Annotated in this window: 21 protein-coding genes; 12 read left to right on the top strand and 9 right to left on the bottom strand. The window is 64.6% G+C overall.

Annotation, left to right across the window (positions count from 1 at the left end):
• Window positions 1–40: 40 nt before the first annotated feature.
• A complete protein-coding gene (locus OW521_RS22980) occupies window positions 41–2,542 on the bottom strand; it encodes an ATP-dependent Clp protease ATP-binding subunit (RefSeq protein WP_268021760.1) in 2,502 nt (833 codons plus the stop codon).
• A gap of 132 nt (window positions 2,543–2,674) precedes the next feature.
• On the opposite strand from OW521_RS22980, the gene OW521_RS22985 reads away from it, so the two are divergent.
• From OW521_RS22985 to OW521_RS24250, 3 genes are all read left to right on the top strand, one after another.
• Window positions 2,675–3,139 (top strand): GatB/YqeY domain-containing protein, encoded by a 465-nt coding sequence (locus OW521_RS22985; protein ID WP_268021761.1) that lies wholly within the window; start codon window positions 2,675–2,677, stop codon window positions 3,137–3,139.
• A gap of 32 nt (window positions 3,140–3,171) precedes the next feature.
• Entirely contained in the window at window positions 3,172–4,035 is an 864-nt protein-coding gene (locus OW521_RS22990) for an HNH endonuclease (protein ID WP_268021762.1), read from the top strand.
• A gap of 206 nt (window positions 4,036–4,241) precedes the next feature.
• Window positions 4,242–4,604: a YegP family protein gene (locus OW521_RS24250; protein WP_326494044.1), complete on the top strand. Its 363-nt coding sequence runs from the start codon at window positions 4,242–4,244 to the stop codon at window positions 4,602–4,604.
• Between the two features lie 49 nt (window positions 4,605–4,653).
• Here OW521_RS24250 and OW521_RS23000 read toward each other — a convergent pair whose 3' ends face one another.
• From OW521_RS23000 to OW521_RS23015, 5 genes are all read right to left on the bottom strand, one after another.
• Entirely contained in the window at window positions 4,654–6,822 is a 2,169-nt protein-coding gene (locus OW521_RS23000; RefSeq protein ID WP_268021763.1) for a bifunctional polysaccharide deacetylase/glycosyltransferase family 2 protein, read from the bottom strand.
• Window positions 6,819–7,331 carry a hypothetical protein gene (locus tag OW521_RS23005; RefSeq protein ID WP_268021764.1) on the bottom strand — a complete coding sequence of 171 codons (513 nt, stop codon included), beginning with the start codon at window positions 7,329–7,331 and terminating at the stop codon, window positions 6,819–6,821. Before OW521_RS23005 ends, OW521_RS23000 begins: the two co-directional genes overlap by 4 nt.
• A 61-nt stretch (window positions 7,332–7,392) precedes the next feature.
• Window positions 7,393–10,641, bottom strand: a complete 3,249-nt coding sequence (locus OW521_RS23010) for an NAD-glutamate dehydrogenase domain-containing protein (protein ID WP_442781193.1) — start codon at window positions 10,639–10,641, stop codon at window positions 7,393–7,395.
• Entirely contained in the window at window positions 10,638–12,236 is a 1,599-nt protein-coding gene (locus OW521_RS24480) for a hypothetical protein (protein WP_442781194.1), read from the bottom strand. Before OW521_RS24480 ends, OW521_RS23010 begins: the two co-directional genes overlap by 4 nt.
• A 161-nt stretch (window positions 12,237–12,397) precedes the next feature.
• Window positions 12,398–14,056, bottom strand: a complete 1,659-nt coding sequence (locus OW521_RS23015; RefSeq protein WP_268021765.1) for a phosphodiester glycosidase family protein — start codon at window positions 14,054–14,056, stop codon at window positions 12,398–12,400.
• Window positions 14,057–14,200: 144 nt separating this feature from the next.
• Between OW521_RS23015 and OW521_RS23020 the strand changes: the two genes are divergently transcribed.
• Window positions 14,201–14,785, top strand: coding sequence for a histidine phosphatase family protein (locus OW521_RS23020; protein WP_268021766.1), 585 nt, complete (start codon window positions 14,201–14,203; stop codon window positions 14,783–14,785).
• A gap of 7 nt (window positions 14,786–14,792) precedes the next feature.
• On the opposite strand, the gene OW521_RS24255 is transcribed toward OW521_RS23020, so the two are convergent.
• Together OW521_RS24255 and OW521_RS24260 are read right to left on the bottom strand one after the other, a co-directional pair.
• Window positions 14,793–16,145 carry a PEP-utilizing enzyme gene (locus tag OW521_RS24255; RefSeq protein ID WP_326493993.1) on the bottom strand — a complete coding sequence of 451 codons (1,353 nt, stop codon included), beginning with the start codon at window positions 16,143–16,145 and terminating at the stop codon, window positions 14,793–14,795.
• Entirely contained in the window at window positions 16,087–17,457 is a 1,371-nt protein-coding gene (locus OW521_RS24260; protein ID WP_326493994.1) for a PEP/pyruvate-binding domain-containing protein, read from the bottom strand. Before OW521_RS24260 ends, OW521_RS24255 begins: the two co-directional genes overlap by 59 nt.
• A gap of 241 nt (window positions 17,458–17,698) precedes the next feature.
• Here OW521_RS24260 and OW521_RS23030 point away from each other — a divergent pair, with 241 nt between their 5' ends.
• Window positions 17,699–19,288 (top strand): AMP-binding protein, encoded by a 1,590-nt coding sequence (locus OW521_RS23030; RefSeq protein ID WP_268021767.1) that lies wholly within the window; start codon window positions 17,699–17,701, stop codon window positions 19,286–19,288.
• Here the strand turns inward: OW521_RS23030 and OW521_RS23035 are convergent.
• Window positions 19,285–20,334 (bottom strand): glycosyltransferase, encoded by a 1,050-nt coding sequence (locus OW521_RS23035; RefSeq protein ID WP_268021768.1) that lies wholly within the window; start codon window positions 20,332–20,334, stop codon window positions 19,285–19,287. The two genes, OW521_RS23030 and OW521_RS23035, sit on opposite strands and share 4 nt — an antisense overlap.
• Window positions 20,335–20,496: 162 nt before the next feature.
• Between OW521_RS23035 and OW521_RS23040 the strand changes: the two genes are divergently transcribed.
• The 7 genes from OW521_RS23040 (at window position 20,497) to OW521_RS23070 (ending at window position 25,366) form a co-directional block, all read left to right on the top strand.
• Window positions 20,497–20,826: a PadR family transcriptional regulator gene (locus OW521_RS23040; protein ID WP_268021769.1), complete on the top strand. Its 330-nt coding sequence runs from the start codon at window positions 20,497–20,499 to the stop codon at window positions 20,824–20,826.
• Window position 20,827: 1 nt separating this feature from the next.
• The gene (locus OW521_RS23045) at window positions 20,828–21,208 is read left to right on the top strand and encodes a DUF1048 domain-containing protein (protein ID WP_268021770.1); all 381 of its coding nucleotides are present in this window, start codon (window positions 20,828–20,830) and stop codon (window positions 21,206–21,208) included.
• Window positions 21,205–22,029, top strand: coding sequence for an ABC transporter ATP-binding protein (locus OW521_RS23050; protein ID WP_268021771.1), 825 nt, complete (start codon window positions 21,205–21,207; stop codon window positions 22,027–22,029). The genes OW521_RS23045 and OW521_RS23050 overlap by 4 nt, the downstream gene beginning before the upstream one ends.
• Window positions 22,026–22,787 carry an ABC transporter permease gene (locus tag OW521_RS23055; protein ID WP_268021772.1) on the top strand — a complete coding sequence of 254 codons (762 nt, stop codon included), beginning with the start codon at window positions 22,026–22,028 and terminating at the stop codon, window positions 22,785–22,787. Before OW521_RS23050 ends, OW521_RS23055 begins: the two co-directional genes overlap by 4 nt.
• Before the next feature lie 87 nt (window positions 22,788–22,874).
• The gene (locus OW521_RS23060; RefSeq protein ID WP_268021773.1) at window positions 22,875–23,459 is read left to right on the top strand and encodes an HhH-GPD-type base excision DNA repair protein; all 585 of its coding nucleotides are present in this window, start codon (window positions 22,875–22,877) and stop codon (window positions 23,457–23,459) included.
• A gap of 57 nt (window positions 23,460–23,516) precedes the next feature.
• Window positions 23,517–23,939 (top strand): alternative ribosome rescue aminoacyl-tRNA hydrolase ArfB, encoded by a 423-nt coding sequence (gene arfB / locus OW521_RS23065; RefSeq protein WP_268021774.1) that lies wholly within the window; start codon window positions 23,517–23,519, stop codon window positions 23,937–23,939.
• Window positions 23,936–25,366 (top strand): alkaline phosphatase family protein, encoded by a 1,431-nt coding sequence (locus OW521_RS23070; RefSeq protein WP_268021775.1) that lies wholly within the window; start codon window positions 23,936–23,938, stop codon window positions 25,364–25,366. The genes arfB and OW521_RS23070 overlap by 4 nt, the downstream gene beginning before the upstream one ends.
• The last annotated feature ends 10 nt before the right edge of the window (window positions 25,367–25,376 follow it).

Genomic DNA, 25,376 nt, shown 5'->3' on the forward strand with positions numbered 1-25,376 from the left:
CCAAGCGCGGTTTACTGCTAACTTACGGCGGGCAGTGCGTCTAACTTACGGCGGGCAGTGCGTCGGGGATGCGCGGCTTGGCATTGCCTGCGAACGTGAACTTGGCGTCGTCGCCTTCTCCTTCCACGTCAACCACCACAATATCGCCCGGGTGCAGTTCTCCGAAGAGGATCTTCTCGGAGAGCTGGTCTTCGATCTCGCGCTGGATGGTGCGTCGCAGCGGCCGGGCGCCCATGGCCGGGTTGTAGCCACGTGTGGCCAGGAGCACCTTGGCGGCGGCGGTGAGCTCGATGCCCATGTTCTTGTCCGCCAAGTGCTGCTCCAGGCGGCCGATCATCAAGTCCACGATCTCGATGATCTCCTCCTGGCTCAGCTGGGGGAACACGATGACGTCGTCAACGCGGTTGAGGAACTCGGGGCGGAATTGCTGTTTGAGCTCTTCGGTCACCCGTGCCCGCATCCGGTTGTAGCCGGTGGTGGTGTCCGTGCCGGACTGGAAGCCTGTCGCCACGCTCTTGGAGATATCGCGGGTTCCCAGGTTGGTGGTCATGATGATCACGGTGTTCTTGAAGTCCACCACGCGGCCATGGCTATCCGTCAGCCGGCCGTCCTCGAGGATTTGCAGCAACGAGTTGAAGAGGTCGGAGTGGGCCTTCTCCACTTCATCGAACAGCACCACGGAGAACGGACGACGGCGGACCTTCTCGGTCAGCTGCCCGCCCTCGTCGTAGCCGACGTAGCCCGGAGGGGCACCGAACAACCTTGAGACCGAGTGCTTTTCCGAGTACTCGGACATGTCCAGCGTGATGAGCGCCTCTTCATCGGCGAAGAGGAATTCGGCGAGGGCCTTGGCGAGTTCGGTCTTGCCGACGCCGGTGGGGCCCGCGAAGATGAACGAACCGCCGGGACGCTTGGGGTCCTTGAGGCCTGCACGGGTGCGGCGGATCGCCCGCGACACCGAGCTAATCGCCTCATTCTGGCCAATAACCCTCTTATGAAGTTCCTCCTCCATCTTGAGCAGGCGGCTGGATTCTTCCTCGGTCAGTTTGAAGACCGGGATACCGGTGGAATTCGCCAGCACCTCGGCAATCAGTTCCTCGTTGACCTCTGCCATGCCGTCCATGCCGCCGGACTTCCATCTGCGTTCCTTATCCCTGCGCTCGGCGAGGAGATTCTGCTCCTTCGCGCGCAGCGAGGCGGCGCCTTCGAAGTCCTGGGCGTCGATGGCCGATTCCTTCTCCATCTTCACTTCGGCGATGCGCGCATCCATGGCCTTGAGCTCCGGCGGTGGGGTCATGCGGCGAATGCGCAGGCGGGCACCTGCTTCGTCGATCAGGTCGATCGCCTTGTCCGGCAGGAAACGGTCGGAGACATAACGCTCCGAGAGGTTCGCCGCAGCGACCAGCGCGCCGTCGGTGATGGTCACGCGGTGGTGCGCTTCGTAGCGGTCACGCAGGCCTTTCAGGATCTCAACAGTGAGGGAGACTGAGGGTTCCTGGACCTGGATCGGCTGGAAGCGGCGCTCCAGGGCGGCATCCTTCTCGATGTGCTTACGGTACTCATCCAGGGTGGTGGCCCCAATGGTCTGGAGCTCGCCCCTCGCGAGCAATGGCTTAAGAATCGACGCGGCATCGATGGCACCCTCTGCCGCACCGGCGCCCACCAGGGTGTGGATCTCGTCAATGAACAAAAGGATGTCGCCGCGGGTGCGGATCTCCTTGAGGACCTTCTTCAGCCGCTCTTCGAAGTCACCGCGGTACCGGGAACCCGCCACAACGGAGCCCAAGTCGAGGGTGTAAAGCTGCTTGTCCTTGAGAGTGCCGGGGACGTCCCCACGGACGATCGCCTGGGCGAGGCCTTCGACGACGGCAGTCTTGCCAACGCCGGGCTCGCCGATCAGGACGGGGTTGTTCTTGGTGCGGCGGGAGAGGACCTGCATGACGCGTTCCATCTCCAGCTCGCGGCCGATCACCGGATCAAGCTTGTTTTCGCGCGCGGCCTGGGTGAGGTTGCGGCCGAACTGGTCCAGCACCACCGAACCGGCAGGGAGGACCTCAGCTTGGGCCGGTCCGGCACCTGGGCTGGCGCCGGATGGTTCCTTGCCTTGGTAGCCGGAGAGCAGCTGGATGACCTGCTGGCGGACCCGGTTGAGGTCCGCGCCAAGCTTGACGAGCACCTGCGCGGCAACCCCTTCGCCCTCACGGATGAGGCCCAGCAGGATGTGCTCGGTGCCGATGTAGTTGTGGCCGAGCTGCAGGGCCTCCCGCAGTGCGAGCTCAAGTACCTTCTTGGCGCGCGGCGTGAAGGGGATGTGACCGGACGGCGCCTGCCGGCCCTGGCCGATGATCTCCTGTACCTGCTCGCGGACGCCCTCGAGCGAGATGCTCATGGACTCAAGCGCTTTCGCGGCAACGCCTTCACCCTCTTGGATCAGACCCAAGAGGATGTGCTCGGTACCGATGTAGTTGTGGTTGAGCATGCGTGCCTCTTCTTGGGCAAGCACGACAACGCGACGGGCACGGTCCGTAAATCTCTCAAACATTTCGCCACACTCCTGGCTGCCGCCTACCTTGATGCTACGTCTCTGCAGGCCTTCTTGGGGCATTTGCCGGGGCAGAATATTAGAGGGCCAAATTCGTGAAGAATGGAAGCACCACTGAGGAGAGGGATCGCAATGAACACCCTGAAGGACCGCCTGCATGCCGACGTCGTCGTCCATATGAAGGACCACAACAAGACCGCGCTCACCACGGTGCGCAACGTGCTGGGAGAAATCGAGACGCGCGAGAAGTCCGGTAAGACACCCATCCAACTGGACGACACCCAGGTGACGGCTCTGCTGCAAAAGGAAGCCGCCAAGCGCCGGGACACCGCCCGCATCTACACGGAAGCTGGTGAAGCGGGGCGCGCCGCCGCGGAAATCACCGAAGCAGAAGTCATCGAGGCATACTTGCCCAAGATGTTGACCACAACCGAAGTTGAGGCAATCGTCGACGAAACCATCGCTGCCTTGAAAGCCGACGGCCAGGAGCTCACCATCAGGCAGATGGGTGCAGTGATGAAGCCGGTCACAGCCAAGGTGGCTGGCCGCTTCGACGGCAAGTTGGTCAGCGACATCGTCCGGACCAGACTGGCATAAACCGGAACCCGTGTTGGCCGGGAGGAGTAGCCATGGCCGCAATCATTTTGGTATGGAATCCAGGCCTTTGGAACGCTTGGAACTACGATGCCGTGATCGATCATGTGGCCGACGCGGGTCAATTCCTTGACCGGTGGAGCGTCGGGCGACACCGGAACATCCAGCCTGGAACACAGGCGTGGCTCCTCCTGCAGGGCCAGGGCCAACACGGGCGCGGGCTCATCGGGCATGGCGTGGTCATGTCCGAAACCTATGAGGCGCAAGAATCCTCCGATCCGGGCAGCGCCGTGCGGTACGTAAACGTCGCTTTCGATGCCTTGCTTCCCCTCGGAGACCAAATACCAACTAGTGCTCTCGCCAGTGAAGCGCCCGGCGTGGTCTGGAACAGGGTCCGCGGTTCCGGGAGGGCCATCCCCCCAGGGCTGGAACGCGGGCTTCAGCGCCTGTGGCGCGAGCACGGACCAGCGGCGTCCGACCCGAGCCTGACAGTTCCCGGAACCTACCCCGAGGAAGCCGTCAGCCGGGTTGAAGTGAACCGCTACGAGCGGAGCCGGGAAGCCCGACGGATCTGCCTGGCTTTCCACGGAACGTCCTGTGCCGCATGCGGCTTCTCCTTCGAAGTCACGTACGGGGATATCGGCAAGGACTTCATCCAGGTCCACCATGTGGTTCCCGTGTCGCAACTCGGTAGCGGCTACCGGCTGGATCCGGTATCGGACCTCGTTCCGCTCTGCGCCAACTGCCACGCAATGGCACACCACGGCGTGGGCACGCCACGCACGGTGGCGGAGCTGCGCAGGGCGATCGCCGCTGCAGGTCACTTGTCCGGCCAAGTAGTGGACGACACGGCATTGGCCGCTCAGGACGCCGCCCACCGGATCCTCGAGCAGCGGTAACCGTCCCGCCCCCACCTTGCACTAGCCAGTCGCGGTTCTTCCCCGTATTTTGGTTAACCACACTGTGTGGCGGGCATCGCACGCTGTGAGTCAGATGATCCATTTGCCGGACCAAACGTCCAGGGCGCGACGGCGCGTCTTGGACCCGGCGAGACCTACCGGGCGTCACCAGCCGCCCGCTGTTCAGGAGGATACGCATGACCGGAATGTTTGAAGTCTTCATCGACGAGGACACGAGCTTCAGATTCAGACTCAAAGCACCGGACGGAACCGTGGTGGCAGTCTCCAGGTCCTTTCCCGACAAACTCGCCGCAGTGTGCGGCATCAGTGATGTGCGTGAGTGTGCCGGAATGGGCCTGATCACCGATCTATGCCCGGAAGTACCCGTCCGCGGACCTTCACCAACGCCGCCGGTCCCCGTTGCAAAGCAAGCCAGCCCATCCGCGATTCCACATCTTCCCGTCCCGCCGCGGCGCCACAATCCACTGCCGGCAAGAGATCGAACCGCCCAGCCCTGGCACACCGCGGAACGGGTGGAGGCGGCTTGCGTGGGATTGGTTGAGGCGTAGACCCACCTTGGAAGCAGACTTGGTGCGGGCGAACTTCCCTCGGCCCAGGCTACCGTTGACCCTGCGGAGCAGGAGGGACGCGCAGGCTGCCGTACCGCTCCATTCGATGCCACCGCAAATGCACGCCTGCCAGGGCAGTAACCACCGACTGGATGACGACGAGATACATGAGCTGCCGATACACGAACTGCTGAAGCGGAAGCGTCCACAGCGGGCGAAGCCGTTCATTGTCGAGCCGGAACGCGTAGGCGGCCATGAGGAATTGAACGAGAAGGAAGACCAGCCAGAGTTCCGCGATCCTGACCGGATCAAGGAATATCAGGCCGTAGACAGCAAAGATATCGACGATAGGGGCGAACAAGGGAAGGAACACTTGGAGGACCAGCAGGTAACCGAGCCCTCGCCGGCCGAGCTTGCCGGCCTGGCCACCCTGCACTACCGCGCCGCGGTGCTTCCACATTGCCTGGAGCGTGCCGTAGCACCAACGGTATCGCTGCTTCCAGAGCGCGCCCAGGCTCGCGGGTGCCTCGGTCCAGGCCCTCGCGTCCTCCTGGTATACGACGCGCCAACCGTCGCGGCACAGGGACATGGTCAGGTCCGTGTCCTCGGCGAGAGTGTCGTCGCTGACTCCGCCAACCCGGTGGAGGGCTTCGCGCCGGAAGGCACCGATAGCCCCGGGAACGGTCGGCATGCACTCCGCAACGTCGAACAATCGGCGGTCCAGATTAAAGCCGACGACGTACTCGATGTGCTGCCAGGCGCCGAGGATCCCTCCGCGGTTGGCTACCTTGGTGTTCCCCGAAATCGCGCCCACCCGTGGATCGGCAAAAGGCTGAATGAGGGCATGGACCGTGTCCGGTTCGAAGACTGTGTCGCCGTCCACCATCACCACAAGGTCGTGGCTGGCGGCAGCGATTCCGGCATTCAGGGCCGACGGCTTACCGCCGTTCTCCTTCCGGATCACAGTGACGCCCGGCAGCCCAAGCGCTTCCACGATGTCGGCGGTACTGTCGGTCGATCCGTCGTCGACAACGATGATCTCAACCGGATGGGTCGAGGCAACGATGGATCGGACTGCGGCTTCGATGCCTGCCGATTCGTTGTAGGCGGGCACAATCACGCTGACAGGCTCGGTGACCTCGGGCCGCACCGGCACGTCCACCCGCCGGCGGCCGCCGGTGGCCGCCCGGAGGCGACGCGAAACTCGCCTATGGCGCGCCGCGAAGGCGACGACGAGTACGGCACGGATGACCGTGACAATTCCCGCCGCAACGAGAGCCCACGAAATGGCGGTGATGACAAAATCGCTGAGCCGTATGCCCCACACGAACGCCGTTCCGCTGAGTTGCTCCCCCGCTGATGCGTCCCGCATGCTTGTGATCCCGACGGTGTCGCCCACCGTCGTGACCCGGAAGCCTTGGTCCGCGAACGTCGTCAGGGCGGAGTCGAGCGCCGCGACCGTCTGGTCCCGGTCTCCACCGCCGTCGTGCATCAAGAGGATCTGGCCCTGCGGGCCGGACGGGGCCAGGTTCCGCTCGATCGCGGCGATGCCGGGCCGCCGCCAATCCTCGCTGTCCTTGGTGGTGAGCACGGTGAGGTAGCCCTGATCCGCCGCGGCGCGCATCGCTCTCCAGGTGCCGTCCCTGACGGCGTCGCTCTCAGAGCTGTACGGCGGCCGCAGGAGCGTAGCGGCGTGGCCGGTGATGCCGGCGATCGTTTGCTGGCCTCCCTGGACCTCGAGCTGCTGGCGCCAAGCCGGAGCGCTTCCGAGGTCGGCGTGGGTCAGCGTGTGAACGCCGATCTCGTGGCCTTCGGCCGTAATTCGGCGCAGGAGGTCGGGGTTGTCGATCGCTGCCGAGCCGACCACGAAGAACGTCCCATGGACGTGATGTTTCCGCAAGACGTCAAGGATCTGCGGAGTCCACACGGGGTCCGGTCCGTCGTCGAACGTCAGGGCGACAGTGCGATCCGGCGGACTTACGGTGCGGACAGTCCCGCCACGGGAATCGATGACCGGACCGCCCTGGGAGACGGACTTCGGGACGGAACTTGCGGGCCCGTCCGCTGGCACGGAGTCATCGCCGATCCCGCCGAGGTGGTGCATATATCCCTGCACCACAAGCGCAACACCAAGCGCCAGCAGGACGGCCACAAGGATGAACCAGTGTGCCTTGACACCAACCGGAGCAGTCCGCTTGCTGAGGCGACGCCCAGTCACGGGTGCGCGGGCGTGGACGGGCGCGTTGCCTGGCCGGGAGCGTTCCCACTCTTGCCCGGACTGGTTGGCGGCGCAGGAGTCGCGGCAGGAGCGAAGGGGGCAGCGTGCAGCGCGGCCGCACCGTTGATCGGTTGTGCCACAGGAATGGGCGACGGCGGAGTCCCCGGAGCCTGGAAAGCCACCGGCGCTACTGGCGCAAGCCGCTGATCTTCGTTTGCTGGGGGCCCTGCGGCATTGGAAACCGGTGCCGCAGGAGATGACGGAAGATCACGGGCAACCGGGGCCGCCGGAGCGGCAGGAACCGACGGCAGGGGCAGGTACGGCGCCGCAATGTTTGGCCCGCCGACTAAAGCGACCAACAGGAGAATGACATACCCTGCCGCGAGTCCGAGTGCCCCGAGGCCGATCAGCTTAACCCGACGCAGACGCCGACCCGAGGCGTCTACAAAGACGGGCCCACGCTGCGATGCGGACTCGGGCTGATCGGAGGTTTCATTAAGTGCTGCCATCAAGCATCAATCCTAGAGGACTCGCCACCGAGCCGGAAAAGCATCACGAGCGAATGTCCCGCTACCGCTTCGCCAGGGTCCGCAGGAGTTTCAGGGCCACGGAGATCGAGGCGAGGTCCACCTGGCCGGGCTTGGTGACCTCCGCGAAGGTGTCCTTGATCCGTCCAAGTTGCTCTTGACGTCCGCGCTCCCACTCCACGATGCGTTCCACGGCCGAGGCTCCGGAGGCTTCGCTCCTTTGGGTGGTCCGCATGACGGAAATTGTTATGTTGACGACGGCGGAGTAAGCGTCGTCGCGCAGGGCAGCACGGGCCAGCGCTTCCCACCGGCTCTGCCGCGGCAGGTCAGTGATGCGGAGCAACAAGGTTCCCACACCGATCCAGTGAATGACCGTGTGGTACATGTCGGCGATCGTGGTGAGTGGTTCATCCACCTGCTCCGACACGAGCGAGATGTCCAGCAACGAGAAGCTTTCCAACAGATCAGAGGCGCGCCGTCCCAGCTCTGGCGGCATTCCGACGTCGATCCAGTGCGCCAGCCGCTCCTTGGCGCGGTCCAAATCCGAGCCGCGCAGAAACTCGGACGTCCGGGTCCGCAGCAGGTCCAGTGTCGGCGCGATCCTGTTCAAGGCCTCGGCGACTGTCTGGTCCCGATGGTCATGGGTCACGTACCAGCGGGTTGACCGGTCGAGGAGCCTGCGCAAGGGCAGGAGCACTGCCGCGGCGTGTCCACGGGGAAATCCCGGAGGTAGCCCGGCAATCCTGTCCACGAACCAATGCAGCCCGTATGCCTCGCGGACAACCACGAAGGCCTTGGCTACGGCCGCGGCAGTGGCCGTGGTTTCCTCGATGGCACGGAACGCGAAGGTGATTCCTCCGAGGTTGATCATGTCATTGGCTAGCACCGTGCAGATGATCTGCCGGCGCAGGGGGTGTTCGTCCAGCTCCGCATCGAAGCGCTCGGACAACTGGTACGGAAAGTAGCCGCGGAGCACCCGCTTGAACCACGGATCATCGGGGAGGTCGCTCTCAATGAGTTCCTTCGCGAGTTCGATCTTCGCGTAGGCGGCAAGCACCGATAGTTCCGGGGCAGTCAATCCTTTGCCCGCCTGGAGCCTGTGTTGGAGTTGTTCCGTACTCGGCAACCCCTCCAAGCCGCGGTCCAAGTCGGCAGTCTTTTCCAGCCCGTCCATGATCCGTTCAAAACCGGCGCTCAGGTCCGGGGCCATGTACCGGTCGTTGAAAAGGAGGACGTTTTGGTCCACATTGTTTGCCAGGACCTGCCTGGTGACTTCGCCGGTCAGGGATTGAAGGAAGCCCGTCCGATCCTCGGCCCGCATCTTCCCGGTGGCGATCATCCGGTCAATGAAGATTTTGATGTTGACCTCATGGTCCGAGCAGTCGACGCCGGCCGAATTGTCTATCGCATCAGTGTTAAGCAGGACCCCGCCAACGGCCGCCTCCACCCGTCCGTGCTGGGTGACGCCCAGGTTTCCGCCTTCGACCATGGTGCGGGCCCTCAGTTCGTTGCCGTTGACCCTGATGGCATCGTTGGCCTTGTCGCCCACGTCGGTTTGGCTCTCCGTAGCGGCTTTGACGTACGTTCCGATGCCACCGTTGTAGAGCAGGTCCACGGGGGCGCGGAGAATGGCCTGCAAGAGTGCGTGAGGTGCCAGAGATACGGTTTCCGGCTCCAGACCGAGGCATACCCGGACCTCTTCCGTGACGTCGATGCTCTTGGCCCTGCGGGAGTGGACGCCCCCGCCTTCGCTGATCAGGGCGGGATCGTAATCGGCCCAGGACGAACGGGGAAGGGCAAATAAACGCTTGCGCTCTTTGAAGGACGCTGCCGCATCGGGGTTCGGATCAAGAAAGATGTCCCGATGGTCAAATGCGGCCACCAGCCGGATGTGCGGCGAGAGCAGCATCGCGTTTCCAAACACATCGCCGCTCATGTCTCCGATGCCGGCCACCGTGAAGTCCTCTCCCTGCGAGTCCATGCCAAGCTCGCCGAAATGGTGCTTTACGGATTCCCATGCGCCGCGGGCCGTTATCCCCATCCGCTTGTGGTCATAGCCCACGGACCCGCCGGACGCGAAGGCGTCGCCGAGCCAGAAGCCATAGTCCCGGGCCAGAACGTTGGCTGTGTCGGAAAAAGATGCAGTTCCCTTGTCGGCGGCTACTACGAGGTAGTAGTCGTCGCCGTCGTGCCGTGCGACACGTTCAGGGGGCACCACCGCCTCACCGAGTGGCGTGATCACCAGATTGTCGGTCAGGTCCAACAGGCCCCTCACAAATATCCGGTAGCATTCCAGGCCTTCAGCAAGCCATGCCTCCCTATCGGCGGCCGGGTCGGGCAACCTCTTGGGATAGAACCCTCCCTTGGCCCCCGTCGGCACAATAACCGAGTTCTTTACGTTTTGTGCCTTGACCAACCCGAGGACCTCGGTCCGGAAATCCTCGCTTCGATCAGACCAGCGCAGCCCGCCCCGGGCCAACGCGCCGAAACGGAGGTGGACGCCTTCAACCCGCGGGGAGTATACCCAGACCTCGTACTTCGGTCGCGGAAACGGTGCGTTGACGATGGCCGCAGGATTCAGCTTGAAGCTCAGGTGTGCCTTGCCCTGGAAGTAGTTGGTCCGCGTTGTGGCTTCCACAAGGTCCATGAAGGCGCGCAGCAAACGGTCTGCGTCAAGGACGGGAATCTCGTCAATGGCAGCCAGCAACTCCTCCCGGGCAGCTGCCGTGTCCCCAAGGCGGCCGGAATCGTCCAGCCCAGGATCGAACTTCGCCTGGAACAAGTCCAGGAGTGCATGGGTGGCCCGGGCGTTGCCGATCAGCGTGTCCGCGATGAACCCGTACGAGTTGGTGGTTCCCAGCTGCTGGAGATACTTCGCGTAGCTTCGCAATATGGCCGCCTGTCGCCAGCCCACCCGCTCCCGGATGACCAGTGCGTCGATGCGGTCGGATTCAACGTCACCGCGCATGGCGGCGGCGAAGGCATCAGCGATCAGTTCCCTGGTAGCCTCCGGGTCGACTCCGGCGGGATACTTCACGCCGAGGTCGTAAAGGAACAAGTCCTGCCCGCTCCCCCGCCGGAGTTCGAAGGGGCGCTGGTCCAACACCTCCAGCCCGAGGTTGTGTAGGAACGGCAAGATCTGCGTGAGGCTCCTGGGCTTGGTCAGGTAGAGGCGGATCCGTGCGTCCTCGGCGAGGGTAGGCAACATGCCCGGCCTGACGTAAACCGTAAGCAGCGGATCGCCGTGATGGCGGCCGCCTGTGCCGTCGAGGTCGAACGACTCGAAATTCATGATGTCCCCGACAGCAGTTTCCGCCGTGTAGTCCGCGCGATAACTCGGGGGAACGCGTCCGACCACAGTTCGGAAAGCCGTGCGGCCTCGGCGGACGTGAAGCGCTCACGGATTACTTCTTCAAGACCCTCCGCCCATGGGCGGGTGGCTGAGACCAGCCGCCGCTCCAGTTGGGAGGGATCGACGTCGACGGCGACGGATTCCGGCGCATCCAACGCGGCGCCGGCCATGTGGATCCGGAAGAAGACGCGGGCCATGGGCGAGTCTGTCAGGCTGACATCGAACTCAATGGATTTCGCTTTGAAGACCTGCCGGAGCTCCTGCTCCATCAGCAACCGGACGGCAGTGCTGTAGCGGCGCCGCGGGAAGAGGACCACCGCGGACATGAATCGGCCCAAACTGTCCGGCCGGAGGAATACCCGCGTCCGCCGCTGTACCTCGGCGCGGAGGATTTCACCCGCCAGCCGGGTGAGGTCATCCACATCAATGTGGAAAAGTTCATCGCGCGGGAAGGTCTCCAGAATGGCTAACAGGTCCTTGCCGTGATGGGACCGTGGCGTCAATCCCAAGCCCTCGCCGACAACCTGGACCTTTTCACGGATCACCGGAATTCGCCGGACGGATTGATGGGCGGCGCCCGAGGTAAACAGCCCCACGAACCGTCGTACCCCCGTCTTCTTGCCGGCCTCGTTGAAGACCTGCAAGTGCAACTCATCCAAGTAAGACCGCCTCAGGACGGTGGACCTTACTTCTGAAGTGGCAAGCGTGAGCGCTTGTGACCCACGTTCCCTCGGCAACCCCGGTGGTGGCCATCCTGCGGCGGTGTGCCCCTGCGCTCCTCTCAGCAGGCCCAGCCCGGAACCCTGCCGCCCGGAGAGCAGCTCCCCGCCGCCCGCCGTCGTGAGCTCATATTCGTCATACCCCAGGAACAGGAAGTTGCCATCGTCGAGCCAGAGAAGCAGCTCGCGGATCTCTTCCTGTGGCGGAGCAACGGTGTCCGGTAATCCGCTCGCGGAAACCATGGCGTCTTGCAACTTGCCGTGGATGGCAGCAGCGTCCTCGGCAGCAACCCGAACATCCTCAAGCACCCGGTACAGGTTCTCCGTGAGTTCCCTTGCGGCGTCGTCGTCCGCCAGCCTGCCGATCTCGGCCGCAATCCAGACTTCGCTGGCGCCTCCTTCCCGGGAACGCCCTGCCAGGGCGCCCTTCGCGGAGGAACCGGTCCAGACGTCCACCAACTCGTGAGTAACGGGATCCCGCAGCACGTGGAAGCTCGGATGCACAAACAGCCGGATCGTGGCATCGTCGCGTGTGAGTTCCGCTGTGATGGAATGGACAAGGTACGGGATGTCGTCGGTCACCACGGCAATGACGCTGGCGTCCAATTCGTTCAGGATCCCGACGGCGGCCTGGCCCGGGGCCCGCGACGACGCCACTTTCAGGTGGTGTCCCACCCTTGCACGGAGCATCCGGGGACTGTAGCTCCGCAGGTCTTCCGCGGACACTTGCGCGAAGTAGTTGCTCAGGAAAAGCTCGTCCGGCTCGCGCGGAACGGCGGAACTGGCGCGCTCCTCCGGCACCGGTATGTGTGACATGCCACCGCACCTCCGCCGCGGGGTGCCACCGCCAACTGCGCATGGCAATCCAGCCCTCGCGATTCCTTCCATGATGGCTGTGTGCACCGACGCCGTCCAGTGCCGCCGCGGAGGACGGACCGGACGCAGGGCACGCCCCGCGTCCGGTCAACCTGGCAGTACTACTGCTCGTGCTTGCGGGCAGGGAGCACGAGCAGGGCGTCCCCGACGGCACGCTCCGATCCGCCCGACGGGCTGTTCAGGACTTTTCCGCCGGCAACCGCTGTTGTTGAGCCGCCACCGTCCAGGTTCATGGCCTGAACCATGCCGAGCGACACGGCGACGTCCGCCTCTTCCTTCAAGCTCAGTCCCAGCGAGGCCGTTGAGCGTCCGTCTGCGGTGACAAGCATGGTTCTACCCTGGGCATCGGTCCCGGCGAAGGTCCGGGGGTTCCGCTTGTGGACCCAGCCGTAGTAGAAGCTGTTTCCGTCATTGGGGTGGACCATGCCGTCATGTTTGACGGTGACGTCCTCGCTGCCGTCCTTGACCAGCAGCGGGCCGCCGTTCACGACACTCGTGGACTTATTGGTGTGGAGGGTCTTGCCATCCTCGCCGAGCAGGCCGGCGTCGATCTTCAGCTTGGCGCCCAAGGGCGCCAGTGCGCGGAGCCGTGCGACGTCGGTTCCAGTCGCCTGGACCGTGTGTCCGCCCGCAGGAACAGCCGAACCGCGGGTTTCTGCGATGGAAGTTACGGTGTCGTGGCTGTCCACCGTCACCTCAAGGCCCGCCCCGGCAGGAGTGGACGGCCCGAACTCCGGGGTGAAGGTCACGAGCTCGTTCGGGTTGGTGCAGGTGACGTCCTGGAGTGCGCGCGGGGTCGGCAAGTCGTTGGCGCCGCCGCAGTTTCGGATCAGGCCGGGAACCCGGTCGATGCCGTCCAAAGCCGTCTCCCCGGACCCCGAGGAGATCTTCCCGGCCCAGGTTAGGCGCTGGATGCTGGTGGCGTTCTTCTTGCCGTCAATGACCAGGGCCGGACGGTCGGCGACGGGTTCGCTGAGGGTTTTCCCGGCGTACACACCAACACCGGCGGGGTCACCTTCGGCACCGGCCTTCGGATCGAAGACGAAGAAACCAGCGTTGATCGCGGCGATGGCGTGTGCGTCGGACGCCAGTTGGCTGGTCGTCTCCCGCTTCTCCAGATCCGGGCCGAATGAGGCCGCAAGCTGACCCTGGTATGTCCCTGGGTCGATCGTGATGACATCAAGGTTCCACGGTCCGCGGGTCTTCGTGCTGGTCCCGGCGTCGCCGTCCCAGCCTGAGTAGATCACGGACGAGGCGAAACCGGCGGCCTTGATCTTCGCGACGATAGGGGCCCCGTCGGCCCGCGCTGCAAGACGGCCGGCGCGGACCCGGTATCCGAGATCGCCCCCGGCATCAGCCAGCTGGGGTGACTGGACCTGTTCGACCCGGGCATCGACGCCGGCGGCTTTGAGCTTATCGGCGGTGCGCTGCGCGGTGGCCTGGCTTGAGAGCGCCGAGGCGGGCGCGTCAGGATCCGGCGAATCCGAAGGGATGGCAACTTCAGCCGTCCAGAAAAGCGAAGAGTCTGCTCCACCACGGCTGATCTTGGTCAACGTGACGCCTGGGGCGAGGGTTGTCACGGTCCGGTTCTCGGGAAGATCGGCGGCACCAAGGTTGAGGTGCGCGCTCCGATCCCTACCGTTTTCGCTGTTCTGACCGCCGTCGGCGTGGGTGGGGCCCACGGGGCTGAGGATCGCTGAAGAGACGGCGAGTACCAGACCGGCAGTCAGGACGCTGCGGGACTTAAGGGGGGATTTCATGCGTCCACCGTACAAAGGCTCGACCGCGGGCCCGGTCCCGTTTGGCGGTCTTGGGGCGCCTATTGACCCAACCTTCACTCCACGTTCATTTACTCAACTGCCCGGATGCGGGAGGCAGAACGAACGCAGGGCAGAATGGAAAACATGCCCCTCACGACATTCGCCCTCATCCGCCATGGCCAGACAGATTGGAATGCGCAGCGCCGGCTGCAAGGATCCACTGACATTCCGCTCAACGACGTCGGCCGCGGCCAAGCGCGTGACGCCGTCGCCGTCCTGTCGGGTTACGAGTGGGACGCGATCGTATCCTCGCCGCTGAGCCGGGCCGCGGAAACTGCGGACCTGATCGCAGCCGGGCTGGGGCGCAGTGTGGACCGGCGCGTGCCGGAGCTCACCGAGCGTCGCTTCGGACCAGCCGAAGGCCTCCGGGCCGGCCCGGAACTGGACGCATTGCGCATCTCCGGCAATCTCCGGGGCGCAGAAAGCGAGGACGAGGCAGCATCCCGCGGTTTAGGAGCGCTGGAAGCACTGGCTGAAGAGTTCCGTGGCCGCCGCGTCCTGGTGGTCGCCCACGGCACGCTCCTCCGGGTGAGCCTCAACCGCGCCATAGGCCGCACCTTGGAAAGCATCGACAACGCTGTGCTCAATTTGGCACACCATCACCCCGTTGACGGCTGGCAGCTCGAATACTTCAACGGCGAACGCATACTGACCTCCGTCCGGAGCTGACCTGCTGTCATTTCCCTGAAGGCAGCCCCTCAATCGTGACAATGCCGGCGTCGCCGTCGACGCGGATCCGTTGACCGCTGGCAATGCGCTGGGTGGCCACTCCGGTGCCTAGCACTGCGGGGATGCCGTACTCCCGGGCAACGATCGAGCTGTGGCTCAACGGGCCGCCAACGTCTGTGACCACGGCCGAGGCCATCGCGAACAGGGAGGTCCATGCAGGCGTGGTGATCCGGGCGACCAGGACGTCCCCGGGCATCATCAGTGCGAAGTCCTGGGGCCCGCTGAGGACCCGGGCAGGAGCAGTGACCCGGCCCGAGCTGGCGCCGACTCCCTTGATGACGTCGCCTTGCTGTTGCTGCGAGCGTGCCGGCATCATCCCCCCGAAGGTCCGTTCCATCCAACGGCTCTCCGGTAGCAGTTGCGGGGCCGCGGCCTTTGCCTGGCCGCGCCAGAGCATCTTGCGTTCCTCGATAGCTTCGGCCCGTACGGGCCTTTCCGTTCCGGTGATCGTTCCCTCCCCCGCAAGGCCGAACTCGACGGCGGTCCGCAGCTCCTGCTCGCGCAGCCAGAACACGTCGGCGGCCCGGCTGATGACTCCGGAGCCGGCCAGTCGTTGTCCGAGCTCAAGCAGCATCCGCCGAATCAGGGGCCAGGCCAGCCCGACGTCGGCCAGGGCGTCCTCGCGGATCGGTGCGGACTTCTGCGCCCACCGGAGCAGACGGAGGAACGCGGCCCGGCGGTTCCGCCCGAGCCGGCCTTGCCGAAGCCGGGCAAGCATTCGTTCGGTTTCGTCCTCCCGCCGGGCGGCCGAAAGGCGCTGGCGCTCGTGCGGGTCGTTGCCCTGTCCCCGTAGGTAAAACTTGACCGTGTCCAGCAGCGCCGCAGGATCGTCGGCCGGGAGAGGGCTGAGGAAGTCAAGGTTGTAGACCGCATGGCCGAACCGGTCGAGGTGGGCCTGGAAGCGTGGATGCCATTGCTCCCAAAGCGCTTGATCCATGCCGGCAGGCGGGAGCCCGGTGCGCTGTGACTCGGCCAGCGTCGCCGTCGACTCTTTGAGGATCGCCGGGGCCAGCCCCTGAACTTCCCGGGCCCAGCCTGCGAGGTCGTACAACGACTTCTCCGCCCGGATCGGTTCGCTGTCGTAGCCCAGGAGGAATGTTTCGGCCGGGGGATCTCCTTGGCGCCGAACGAGTTTGTCGTAATAGGCCCGGAAAGAGATTTCGCTCACCGCGGCGATCGGAATGACTGACTCCACGGCCGTGTAGTAGACGGTCCCCGCATCGAGCAACGTCCGGACGCCCTCAAGCAGTTCCCCACCCGAGAGCTCCCCTATCGACTTTTCCGACCATCCTTTGATCACCTGCCGGTAGCGGGGATGAGAATTCCCGCCAGCCATCTACGCCCATGTGCGCCTCGCCGCGAGCCAGGGCGAGCATAGCCGCCGGCGCCTTGCCCATCACCCGCCACATTCCTGAGGTGCGGTAGTAGTAGTAGGCGTAACCGTTGACCGTTGGCAGTCCAACGTCGCCGTCCCGGACGACGTCACTGCCGACGGCTTCGTTCATTAAGGCTTTGAGCGACCGGGTCACCGAGCCGTCAATGAGGTCGGCGAACAGCGGCGAGAGCGGGTCCGGCAGTTGTTCCACGATGCTCGCCCGGAAATAAAGTCCTTTCGGATAGGGCACGGGCCAGGTATCCGGGATGTCAGCCGCAGGTTCAGGCAGTGCCGTGATGGGCCGGGACTGCAGGATGAAAAATTCGCCGCCATCCCGTGCCCACTCGATGTCCTGCGGGACTCCGAAATGATCGGCAATCCGGGTCCCGTAGCGGGCCAGCGCGGCCGCCGCGCCGTCGTCGAGCACTGGCTGGTTCCGGCGAGCGGCCGGCACCGGTTGCTCTGTGGTTCCTTGGCCGCCCCCCGCGTAGACAGTCATCGTCTCCTTGTCTGCCGTCCGCCGCGACAGCACCCGCTCAGTCCCGGCATCGACGACGACGTCGTCCGTGGTGACGGTTCCGCTGACCACGGACTCCCCCAGGCCCCACGCGGCACCGATCACAATCTGGTCACGCCGCCCGTTGGAGGGATTGGCCGTGAACATGACCCCGGCAGCCTCGGCCTCGACCATCTGCTGGACCACGACCGCCAGGCGCACAGCTTCCGGTCCGATGCCTTCACGGACCCGGTAGGCCATGGCACGCGCCGTCCACAGCGAAGCCCAGCAATCTCTCACCGCGACGGCCAAGGCTTCCGCGCCACGGATGTTGAGGTAGGTTTCCTGCTGTCCGGCGAAGCTGGCCGAGGCGAGGTCCTCGGCCGTGGCAGAGGAGCGAACAGCTACGGCCTCGTCCCCGTTGCCGAGGCTTCGATAGGCCGCGCCAAGCTCGTCGGCCATCCCGGTGGGCATGGTGCCGCCTGCAAACAGGGCCCGGATCCGCTCCGAGGCGTCTTCGTAGTCCTGCGGCGTGGCTTGCGGCGACAGTGCGGCCAGTTCCTGGATGCCCGCTCCAAGGTGATTGGCATCCACAAAAGCCGAATAGGCTGCGGTGTTCAAGACAAACCCTGGAGGGACCGGCACCCCCGCCTGGACCAGGCCGCCCAGGCCAACACCCTTGCCACCGGCCATGGCGAGATCGGCGCTTCCCACATCGCGTAAGTTGTAGATGTATGTCACAACCGTGCGTCCATTCTGCCCGCGGCCGGGCCCCATTGAATTGACCCTGATTCCCAACATACTGGCACGCCCACGGGCAAGAGGCCATGGCTCACGGTTGCATCAGGCGGCGGCCGGATCGCCGCCCACCGTGCCGGAAGACGAGCATGCTCAGGCGGGGCGCCCCTTGTCCCTGCCCCGGACACCGGGTGTAATGGACGCACGACGGCGACTCCCGCCGTCGTGCGTCGAAGGAGCCGCTATGTTCGCCAGCCCTTACCCGGACGTCGAGATTCCCGAAGCCACTCTGTACGACTACCTGTTCGGCGGGCTAAGCGTTGAGGACCTGGACCGGGTCGCCCTCATAGACGGCACGGCTGGCGGCGAAACGACGTACCGCGAGCTTGTTACGCGCATCGATGCGCTCGCCGGCTGGCTCGCTAGCCAGGATGCCGGGCCGGGAACCACCGCGGGACTGTTCTGCCCCAACATCCCGGCGTTCGCCGTCGTCTTCCACGGGATCCTCCGCGCGGGCGCCGCCGTCACCACCGTCAACGCGTTGTACACCGCCGATGAAGTCGGCCGCCAGCTTGTCGACGCTGGTGCCTCGTGGCTCTTCACCGTCTCGCCGTTCCTTGAGCGGGCCCGAGCCGCGGCGCAGGCGGCCGGCATACCGGCCGAGCGGCTCGTGGTGCTCGACGGCGGCGACGCGGCCGCCGCTGCCGGACATCCTTCCCTCGCCGAAGCGCTCGGCGCGGGCCTCCCCGCTCCGGACGTGCGCGTCGACCCCCACGCCACGGCCGTCATCCCCTATTCCTCGGGCACGAGCGGCATCCCAAAGGGCGTCATGCTGAGCCAGTACAACCTCGTGGCGAACGTTGCCCAGAACAGCGGCTTCGGGTTGACTCCCGACGATGTGCTGCTCGCCGTCCTCCCGTTCTTCCATATCTATGGCCTGACCGTCCTGCTCAACCTCGCCTTCGCCGAGCGCGCGCAACTCGTGACGATGCCGAAGTTCGACTTCCCGGAGTTCCTGCGGATCACCCAGGACTACCGCTGCACCTACCTGTTCATCGCCCCGCCGATCGCGGTTCCGCTCGCGAAGCACCCGCTCGTCGACCAGTACGACCTCTCGTCCGTCCGCGTCGTGGTCTCCGGAGCGGCGCCGCTCGACGGCAAATTGGGCGCCGCCGTCGTGCGTCGTCTCGGGTGCGTCATGCTTCAGGGATACGGCATGACCGAACTCAGTCCGGTGTCCCATTCAATTCCCCTTCAGGACGCGAACACTGTTCCCCTTGATTCCGTTGGTTACCCCATCCCGAACACGGAGTGCAAGCTCCTCGACATTGCCACCGACGAAGAGATCCCGCTGCCCTCCGAGGGGGAGACCGGGCGCGGCCAGCTCCTGGTCAGAGGTCCGCAGGTCATGCTCGGCTACCTCAACCGGCCGGACGCGACGGCCGCCACGATCGACCCGGATGGTTTCCTCCGCACGGGCGACATCGCGACGGTTACGGCCGGCGGCGTCGTGACGATCGTCGACCGGCTCAAGGAGCTCATCAAGTACAAGGGCTACCAGATCGCGCCCGCCGAACTCGAAGCACTCCTGCTCACCCACCCCCGGATTGCGGACGCCGCGGTCATCGGAGTGCCGGCGGACGACGGCGAGGAGGTGCCGAAGGCGTTCGTCGTCCGGCAGGCCGGGGCCGAGCTGGGTGACGAGGACGTCATGGTGTTCGTGGCCGAGCACGCTGCGCCGTTCAAGCGCGTGCGGTTCGTCGAGTTCGTTGACGCGATTCCCAAATCGGCGTCGGGGAAGATCCTTCGGCGGGAGCTTCGCGCGCGAGGCTAATGACGCGTACCGGCGACGATGCGAAGGACTTCGCAGGCCGTTTCTTCCCATCGCGGCAACACCTGGCTGGCTGCCGCAGCCGCATCCTGCCATCTCTTCCTCAGCGCCGAATCGCTGAGCCATCTTTGGAGCATCTCCGCCAAAGATCCGGTTCCCGGGGCAAGATCGATTGCTTCGCCGGCCCCGTGGGCTCCGAGCGCTTCGACGGCGCCGGTCCCCTTGCGAACCACTACCGGTATACCGTAAGCCAGCGATTCCTGGACGACCATGCCGAAGGACTCAGAATGCGAGACCAGCAAACTGAGATCCGCGCGGAGCCACTGTTCCTCCAAAGCCGGACCGGAATGTTCGCCTCGTAGTTCCACGCGTTTCTCGAGTCCATGCCGAAAGATGCGCTCTCGCACGGCCGATGCGTAGGACGGATCAGCGGTTGTGGAACCCACAATCGCCGCTGTCCAGGCCAGATCCTTGATCCGCGCCAACGCCTCGACAAACAGGATCTGGTCCTTGTTGGGAAGCAGGGCACCAACCATGATGAAGTGCGGCGCCTCCGAAGCCCCGGACGGTCCTGGCTTTCCTCCAGGTCCCCGGGGAATTGCCCGCTTGCCAGGGCGATCTGCGCCGGCGGTCGCTGCATGCACGTTTGGCAGGCCGCACCGTTTGGCGGCTTCGGCGGTACCGGAACCGGTGCAAAGAAGACCGGTCGCGGCGCGGAGTGCACGCATTTCAAGGTCCAGTTCTCCGGAAACGGGCATGTGGAGCAACACCCAGACCCTGCGCCCGGCAGCGGTAGCGGTCTCGATTTCCGTGGGCGCTCCCGTGGCAATCAGGCCATCGACAATGCAGATGGACAAATTGTCTCCGGCGAGCGCCGCGGCTAGATGGCTCTTGTCCGTGGCGGTTCCGGAAGGCCAGCCACCGTCAAGGCTGTGGACGGCGACTTCCGCGCCTTGGGCACGGAGGGATTCAACCAACCTCGCGTTGTAGATGTTGCCGCCGGAACGGTGGCGCACGTTGGCCGGCACGATCATGCGGACCTTGACCAAGGGCTTTCCCTCCATTCACGCCGGTGAATTACTTGCCCGGCCCACCCAACCGCGCCTTTTCTCGGGCATGACGCAACTATATCGATGGGGGCTTGCACTTCCGGTACTTAGCGATACTATGTATCAGTAGCTAGTGACACTGAGTAGTCGAGGAGAAGTCCAATGGGCAAGCAGATGACGGAGATGCTCAGGGGGACACTGGAGGGCATCGTTCTTGCCCTCCTGACCGGGAACCCTGCGTACGGGTACGAAATCACTGCGCTGCTCCGGGCGAAGGGCTTCTCCGATATTGCAGAGGGCACCGTCTACGCACTGCTCGTCAGGATCGAGCAGAAAGGCCTCGTCGACGTCGAGAAGCGTCCGTCCGAGAAAGGACCCCCACGCAAGGTGTACTCGCTCAACGAGCAGGGCAAGAAAGAACTGGACGAATTCTGGAACACGTGGAGTTTCCTGTCCGAACGACTGGAACAGCTCCGAAAAGGAGGAAAGTAACATGGCCGCAGGGTGGATCGAGCAGCTTACGGGATCGCTCGAACAGAAGAAGCAGTACCGGCAGTACAAGACCCGCGTGGAGCGGCTTCCCGCCGACTATCGCGCGGCGGCGACCGCGCTGGAGCGGTACCTGATGTACTTCGGGGCCATCACCAAGGGCGATGTGCTGGTGTCGATGCTCGGCGATCTCGCCGACCTCTTCGAGCAGAGCGCCGCGGACGGAACGCCGATCCGCGAAATCGTCGGTAACGACCCCGTCGAGTTCGCGGAAACGTTCATGCAAAACTACACGGGCGGTCAGTGGATCAACAAGGAACGCGAGCGCCTGATCAAGGCGATCGACGCGGCCGCAGGCGAAGTTGCAGAGGAGAAGGACTCATGACCAGTGCATCCATCACCCGCGAACCCGCAATCCGCGTGCAGGGCATGGAAAAGTCCTACAAGGATTTACACGTACTGCGCGGCGTGGACTTCGACGTGGCACCGGGGACCATTTTCGCCCTCCTCGGCTCAAACGGGGCAGGAAAGACCACGGTGGTGAATATCCTGTCCACACTGCTCAAGGCCGACGCTGGGACCGCCAGCGTCAACGGCTTCGATGTCGCCACGCAAGCTGCGGAGGTGCGGGAGTCCATCAGCCTCACCGGACAGTTCGCGGCCGTCGACGAAATCCTCAGCGGGCGGGAGAACCTCGTGCTGGTCGCCCGGTTGCGGCACCTCAAGGATCCACGGACAATCGCGGCTGACCTGCTCGATCGTTTCTCGCTGACTGACGCGGCCGCACGGAAGGTCGCGACGTATTCGGGTGGCATGCGCCGCCGCCTCGACATAGCGATGAGCCTCATCGGGACTCCGCCCGTCATCTTCCTCGACGAGCCGACCACCGGGCTCGACCCCCAGGCGCGCATCGAGGTGTGGCAGGCCGTCAAGGAACTCGCCGGGCGCGGCACGACGGTGCTGCTCACGACGCAGTATCTGGATGAGGCCGAACAACTCGCCGACCGGATCGCGATCCTCCACGAGGGCCGGATCATTGTGAACGGCACCCTCACCGAGCTCAAGCAGCTGCTCCCGCCTGCCAAGGTGGAATATGTCGAGAAGCAGCCGACCCTCGAGGACGTCTTCCTCGCCATAGTCGGTGACAACGACAACGACGACGCCGTGACCGCGGCCACGGCGCGAGCGAGTAAGGAACTACGATGACCACGCATTTCTTCGGCGACACCGCGGTCCTGCTGGGACGATCCCTTCGACACATCGCGCGCAGCATGGACACCATCATCACGACCGCCATCATGCCGATCGCCTTCATGCTGCTGTTCGTCTATGTTTTCGGCGGCGCGATCAACTCTGGCTCGGATTCATATGTGAGCTACCTACTGCCCGGCATTCTGCTCATCACGATTGCCTCGGGCATCTCCTACACGGCGTATCGGCTCTTCCTGGATATGAAAAGCGGCATTTTCGAGCGATTCCAGTCCATGCCGATCGCACGGTCGTCCGTGCTTTGGGCGCACGTGCTGACCTCACTTGTCGCCAATCTGATCTCGCTCGTGGTTGTCGTGCTCGTCGCACTGCTCATGGGCTTCCGTTCGGGGGCGGGAGTGCTGGCCTGGCTCGCGGTCGCGGGCATCCTGGTCCTGTTCATCTTGGCGTTGACGTGGATCGCCGTCATCCCCGGTCTCACCGCGAAGTCCGTGGACGGCGCGAGCGCGTTCTCCTACCCGCTCATCTTCCTGCCGTTCATCAGCTCGGCGTTCGTGCCCACGGCCACGATGCCCGGCCCGGTGCGCGCCTTCGCTGAGCACCAGCCGGTGACGTCCATCGTCAACGCGCTCCGGGACCTGTTCACGGAACAGCCTGTGGGCAGCGACATTTGGCTCGCCCTTGCCTGGTGTGTCGGCATCCTCGTCATCGCGTACATATTCGCCATGGCAACCTACCGCCGCAGGGTCGCCTAATACGCATCACGGCGCGCGGGGCCCCGTCTTCAAAACCGGGGCCCGGTTGTGGCAGCGGATCATGAGTGCAGGTGGGAGGATGGGCGCATGGAATTGCATATCACTGGCGACCCCGCCGCCGACCAACTGCTCAGCGATGACGCGTTCGCACTTCTCATCGGCATGCTGCTTGACCAACAGGTGACCATGGAGTCTGCGTTTGCCGGACCTGAAAAAATCCGGACGCGCATCGGATCCATGGCCCCTGCCGCAATCGCCGAATACGACCCGGCAGGCTTCGTTGAAATCTTCAAGGAGCGTCCGTCCGTCCACCGCTTCCCCGGCTCCATGGCCGGCCGAGTCCAGGACCTCGCCGCGATCGTACAGCGCGATTGGAACGGCGACGCAACTGCCATCTGGACCCAGGACCGCCCTGACGGCCAGGAAGTGCTCCGCAGGTTGAAGGAATTGCCCGGCTTCGGCGAGCAAAAGGCAAAGATCTTCCTGGCGCTGCTTGGCAAGCAGCGCGGACTTCAGGCTACAGGCTGGCGTGAGGCTGCCGAGCCTTATGGCCGGGAGAGTGCGTTCCTTTCCGTCGCCGACATCGTGGACGCGGAGTCGCTGAGAAAAGTGCGCGCCAGCAAGCAGGCTGCCAAGGCCGCCATCAAAGCCGCGAAAACATCCGAACACTGAGCTGGAACCCGCGCGGGCGGGGCTTTGATCCCGCCCAAATCGTGCAACGCTAGTCGCATGGATCTTGAGGTGTCGCCCGCGCTGACGATTCCGACGTCGGAACTCAGTTGGCGGTTCTCGCGTTCGTCCGGACCCGGCGGTCAACACGTCAATACCTCGGACAGCCGCGTCGAACTCTCGTGGAATGTCGCGGACTCCGCGGCGCTTTCTGATGACCAGCGGCTGATTCTGGTCACGCGACTCGGACGACGTCTCATCGCCGGGGTGATCACCGTGACCGCCTCCGAGCGGCGCTCCCAGCTGCGCAATAGGGAGATCGCCCTGGCCAAGCTTTCCGACCTTGTCCTGGAGGGTCTTGCTCCGGAAGCTGCTAGCCGCCGGGCGACCAAACCCACCCGCAGCTCGAAGCGTCGGCACCGAGTCGCAAAGGAACAGCGGGCGGCGACGAAACAGCAGCGAAAGCGGCCGTTTGCCGAGTGACGCCTCCCAGCTACGCCTCCGTTTCCTTCGGCTCTTTCGGCGTAGCCACGAGGACCCCGGCGTGGGAGACTGTTCAGCACGCGCAGGAGCTCTCTTCGAAGGGGATGGTCACCGTGACGGCAAGTGGTCTCAGCGCCGTCGAGCACATCGTCGTACTGATGCTCGAGAACCGCTCATTCGACCATATGCTCGGATACCTCTATGCCGACTCCGGCAATGTATCCCCCACCGGCGAGCCGTTTGACGGCCTCACAGGCACCGAGTCCTGCCCGGGCACCGACGGCAGTCCGGTCACCGTCTATCGGTTGACTCCGTCGACCGCCGACGTCTACTTCATGCCGGGCGCCGACCCGGGAGAGGGATACCAGGCAACCAACGACCAGCTCTATGGCAGCGCCGGCGCGCCGGAAGCCGGGGCTGCCTCCTCGATGACTGGTTTCGTGACCAACTATGCGGGCGCCATCAAGGACAACCTGGCCAAGGGTTGGCATGTGGTACCGGGAACGACCGAGCAAATGATCATGGGCTGCTACACCCCGCAGGCGCTGCCTGTGCTGTCTACGATGGCGGAGGGATTCGCCGTCTGCGACGCCTGGTTCGCATCAGCTCCCACCATGACGATGCCCAACCGGGCCTTCGCGTGCGCCGGCACCAGCCAAGGACACCTGGATGACAAGGCCAAGCGATTCACCGTCCCGAGCATATTCGGGCACTTGGGCCGTCATGGCATCCCGTGGAAAATCTACGGCGAAACAGAGTCTCCACTGACCAAGCTGGACTTCGACGACACGCGGCATGCTCCGGCGTCGAACATTGGCCTGTTTACCGATTTCCAGGCCGACGCGGCAGCCGGGAAGCTCCCCGCCTACGCTTTCCTTGAGCCGTCATGGTCCGCGACCGGCAACAGCGAACACCCCAACTACAACGTCGCCCTCGGCGAGCAGTTCTTGCTCGACGCTTATCGTGCAGTCCACGATGGGCCGGACTGGGACTCCACCCTGCTGATCGTCACGTATGACGAGCACGGCGGCTGCTACGACCACGTCGCCCCGCCGTGGGGCGCGACGCCACCGGACAACGCGCCGGGGGAATTCGGTTTCGATTTCACGCGTTTCGGGCCGCGGGTGCCAACGGTACTGATCAGTCCACTTATCCCACGTGGCACCGTCTTTCGGGCTCCCGGTTCGGTCCCGCTCGATCACACCAGCATCCTCGCGACCGTCGAACGTCGTTGGAATCTACCAGCACTCACTCGCCGTGACGCAGCGGCACCGGACGTCGGCGGGGCCTTGAGGCTCACCGTCCCCCGCACTGACGATCCCCTCGCGGACGTTCGGGCACCCGCTCCCCCTCCGACCACGCGAGCGTTGGCAGCTCAAACGTCCCACTTGCAGCAGTTGCACGACGAACTCCTCGCGCAACCGTAGGGTCGGGCTG

The sequence above is a fragment of the Arthrobacter sp. MMS18-M83 genome, from assembly GCF_026683955.1.
GTDB lineage: Bacteria > Actinomycetota > Actinomycetes > Actinomycetales > Micrococcaceae > Arthrobacter.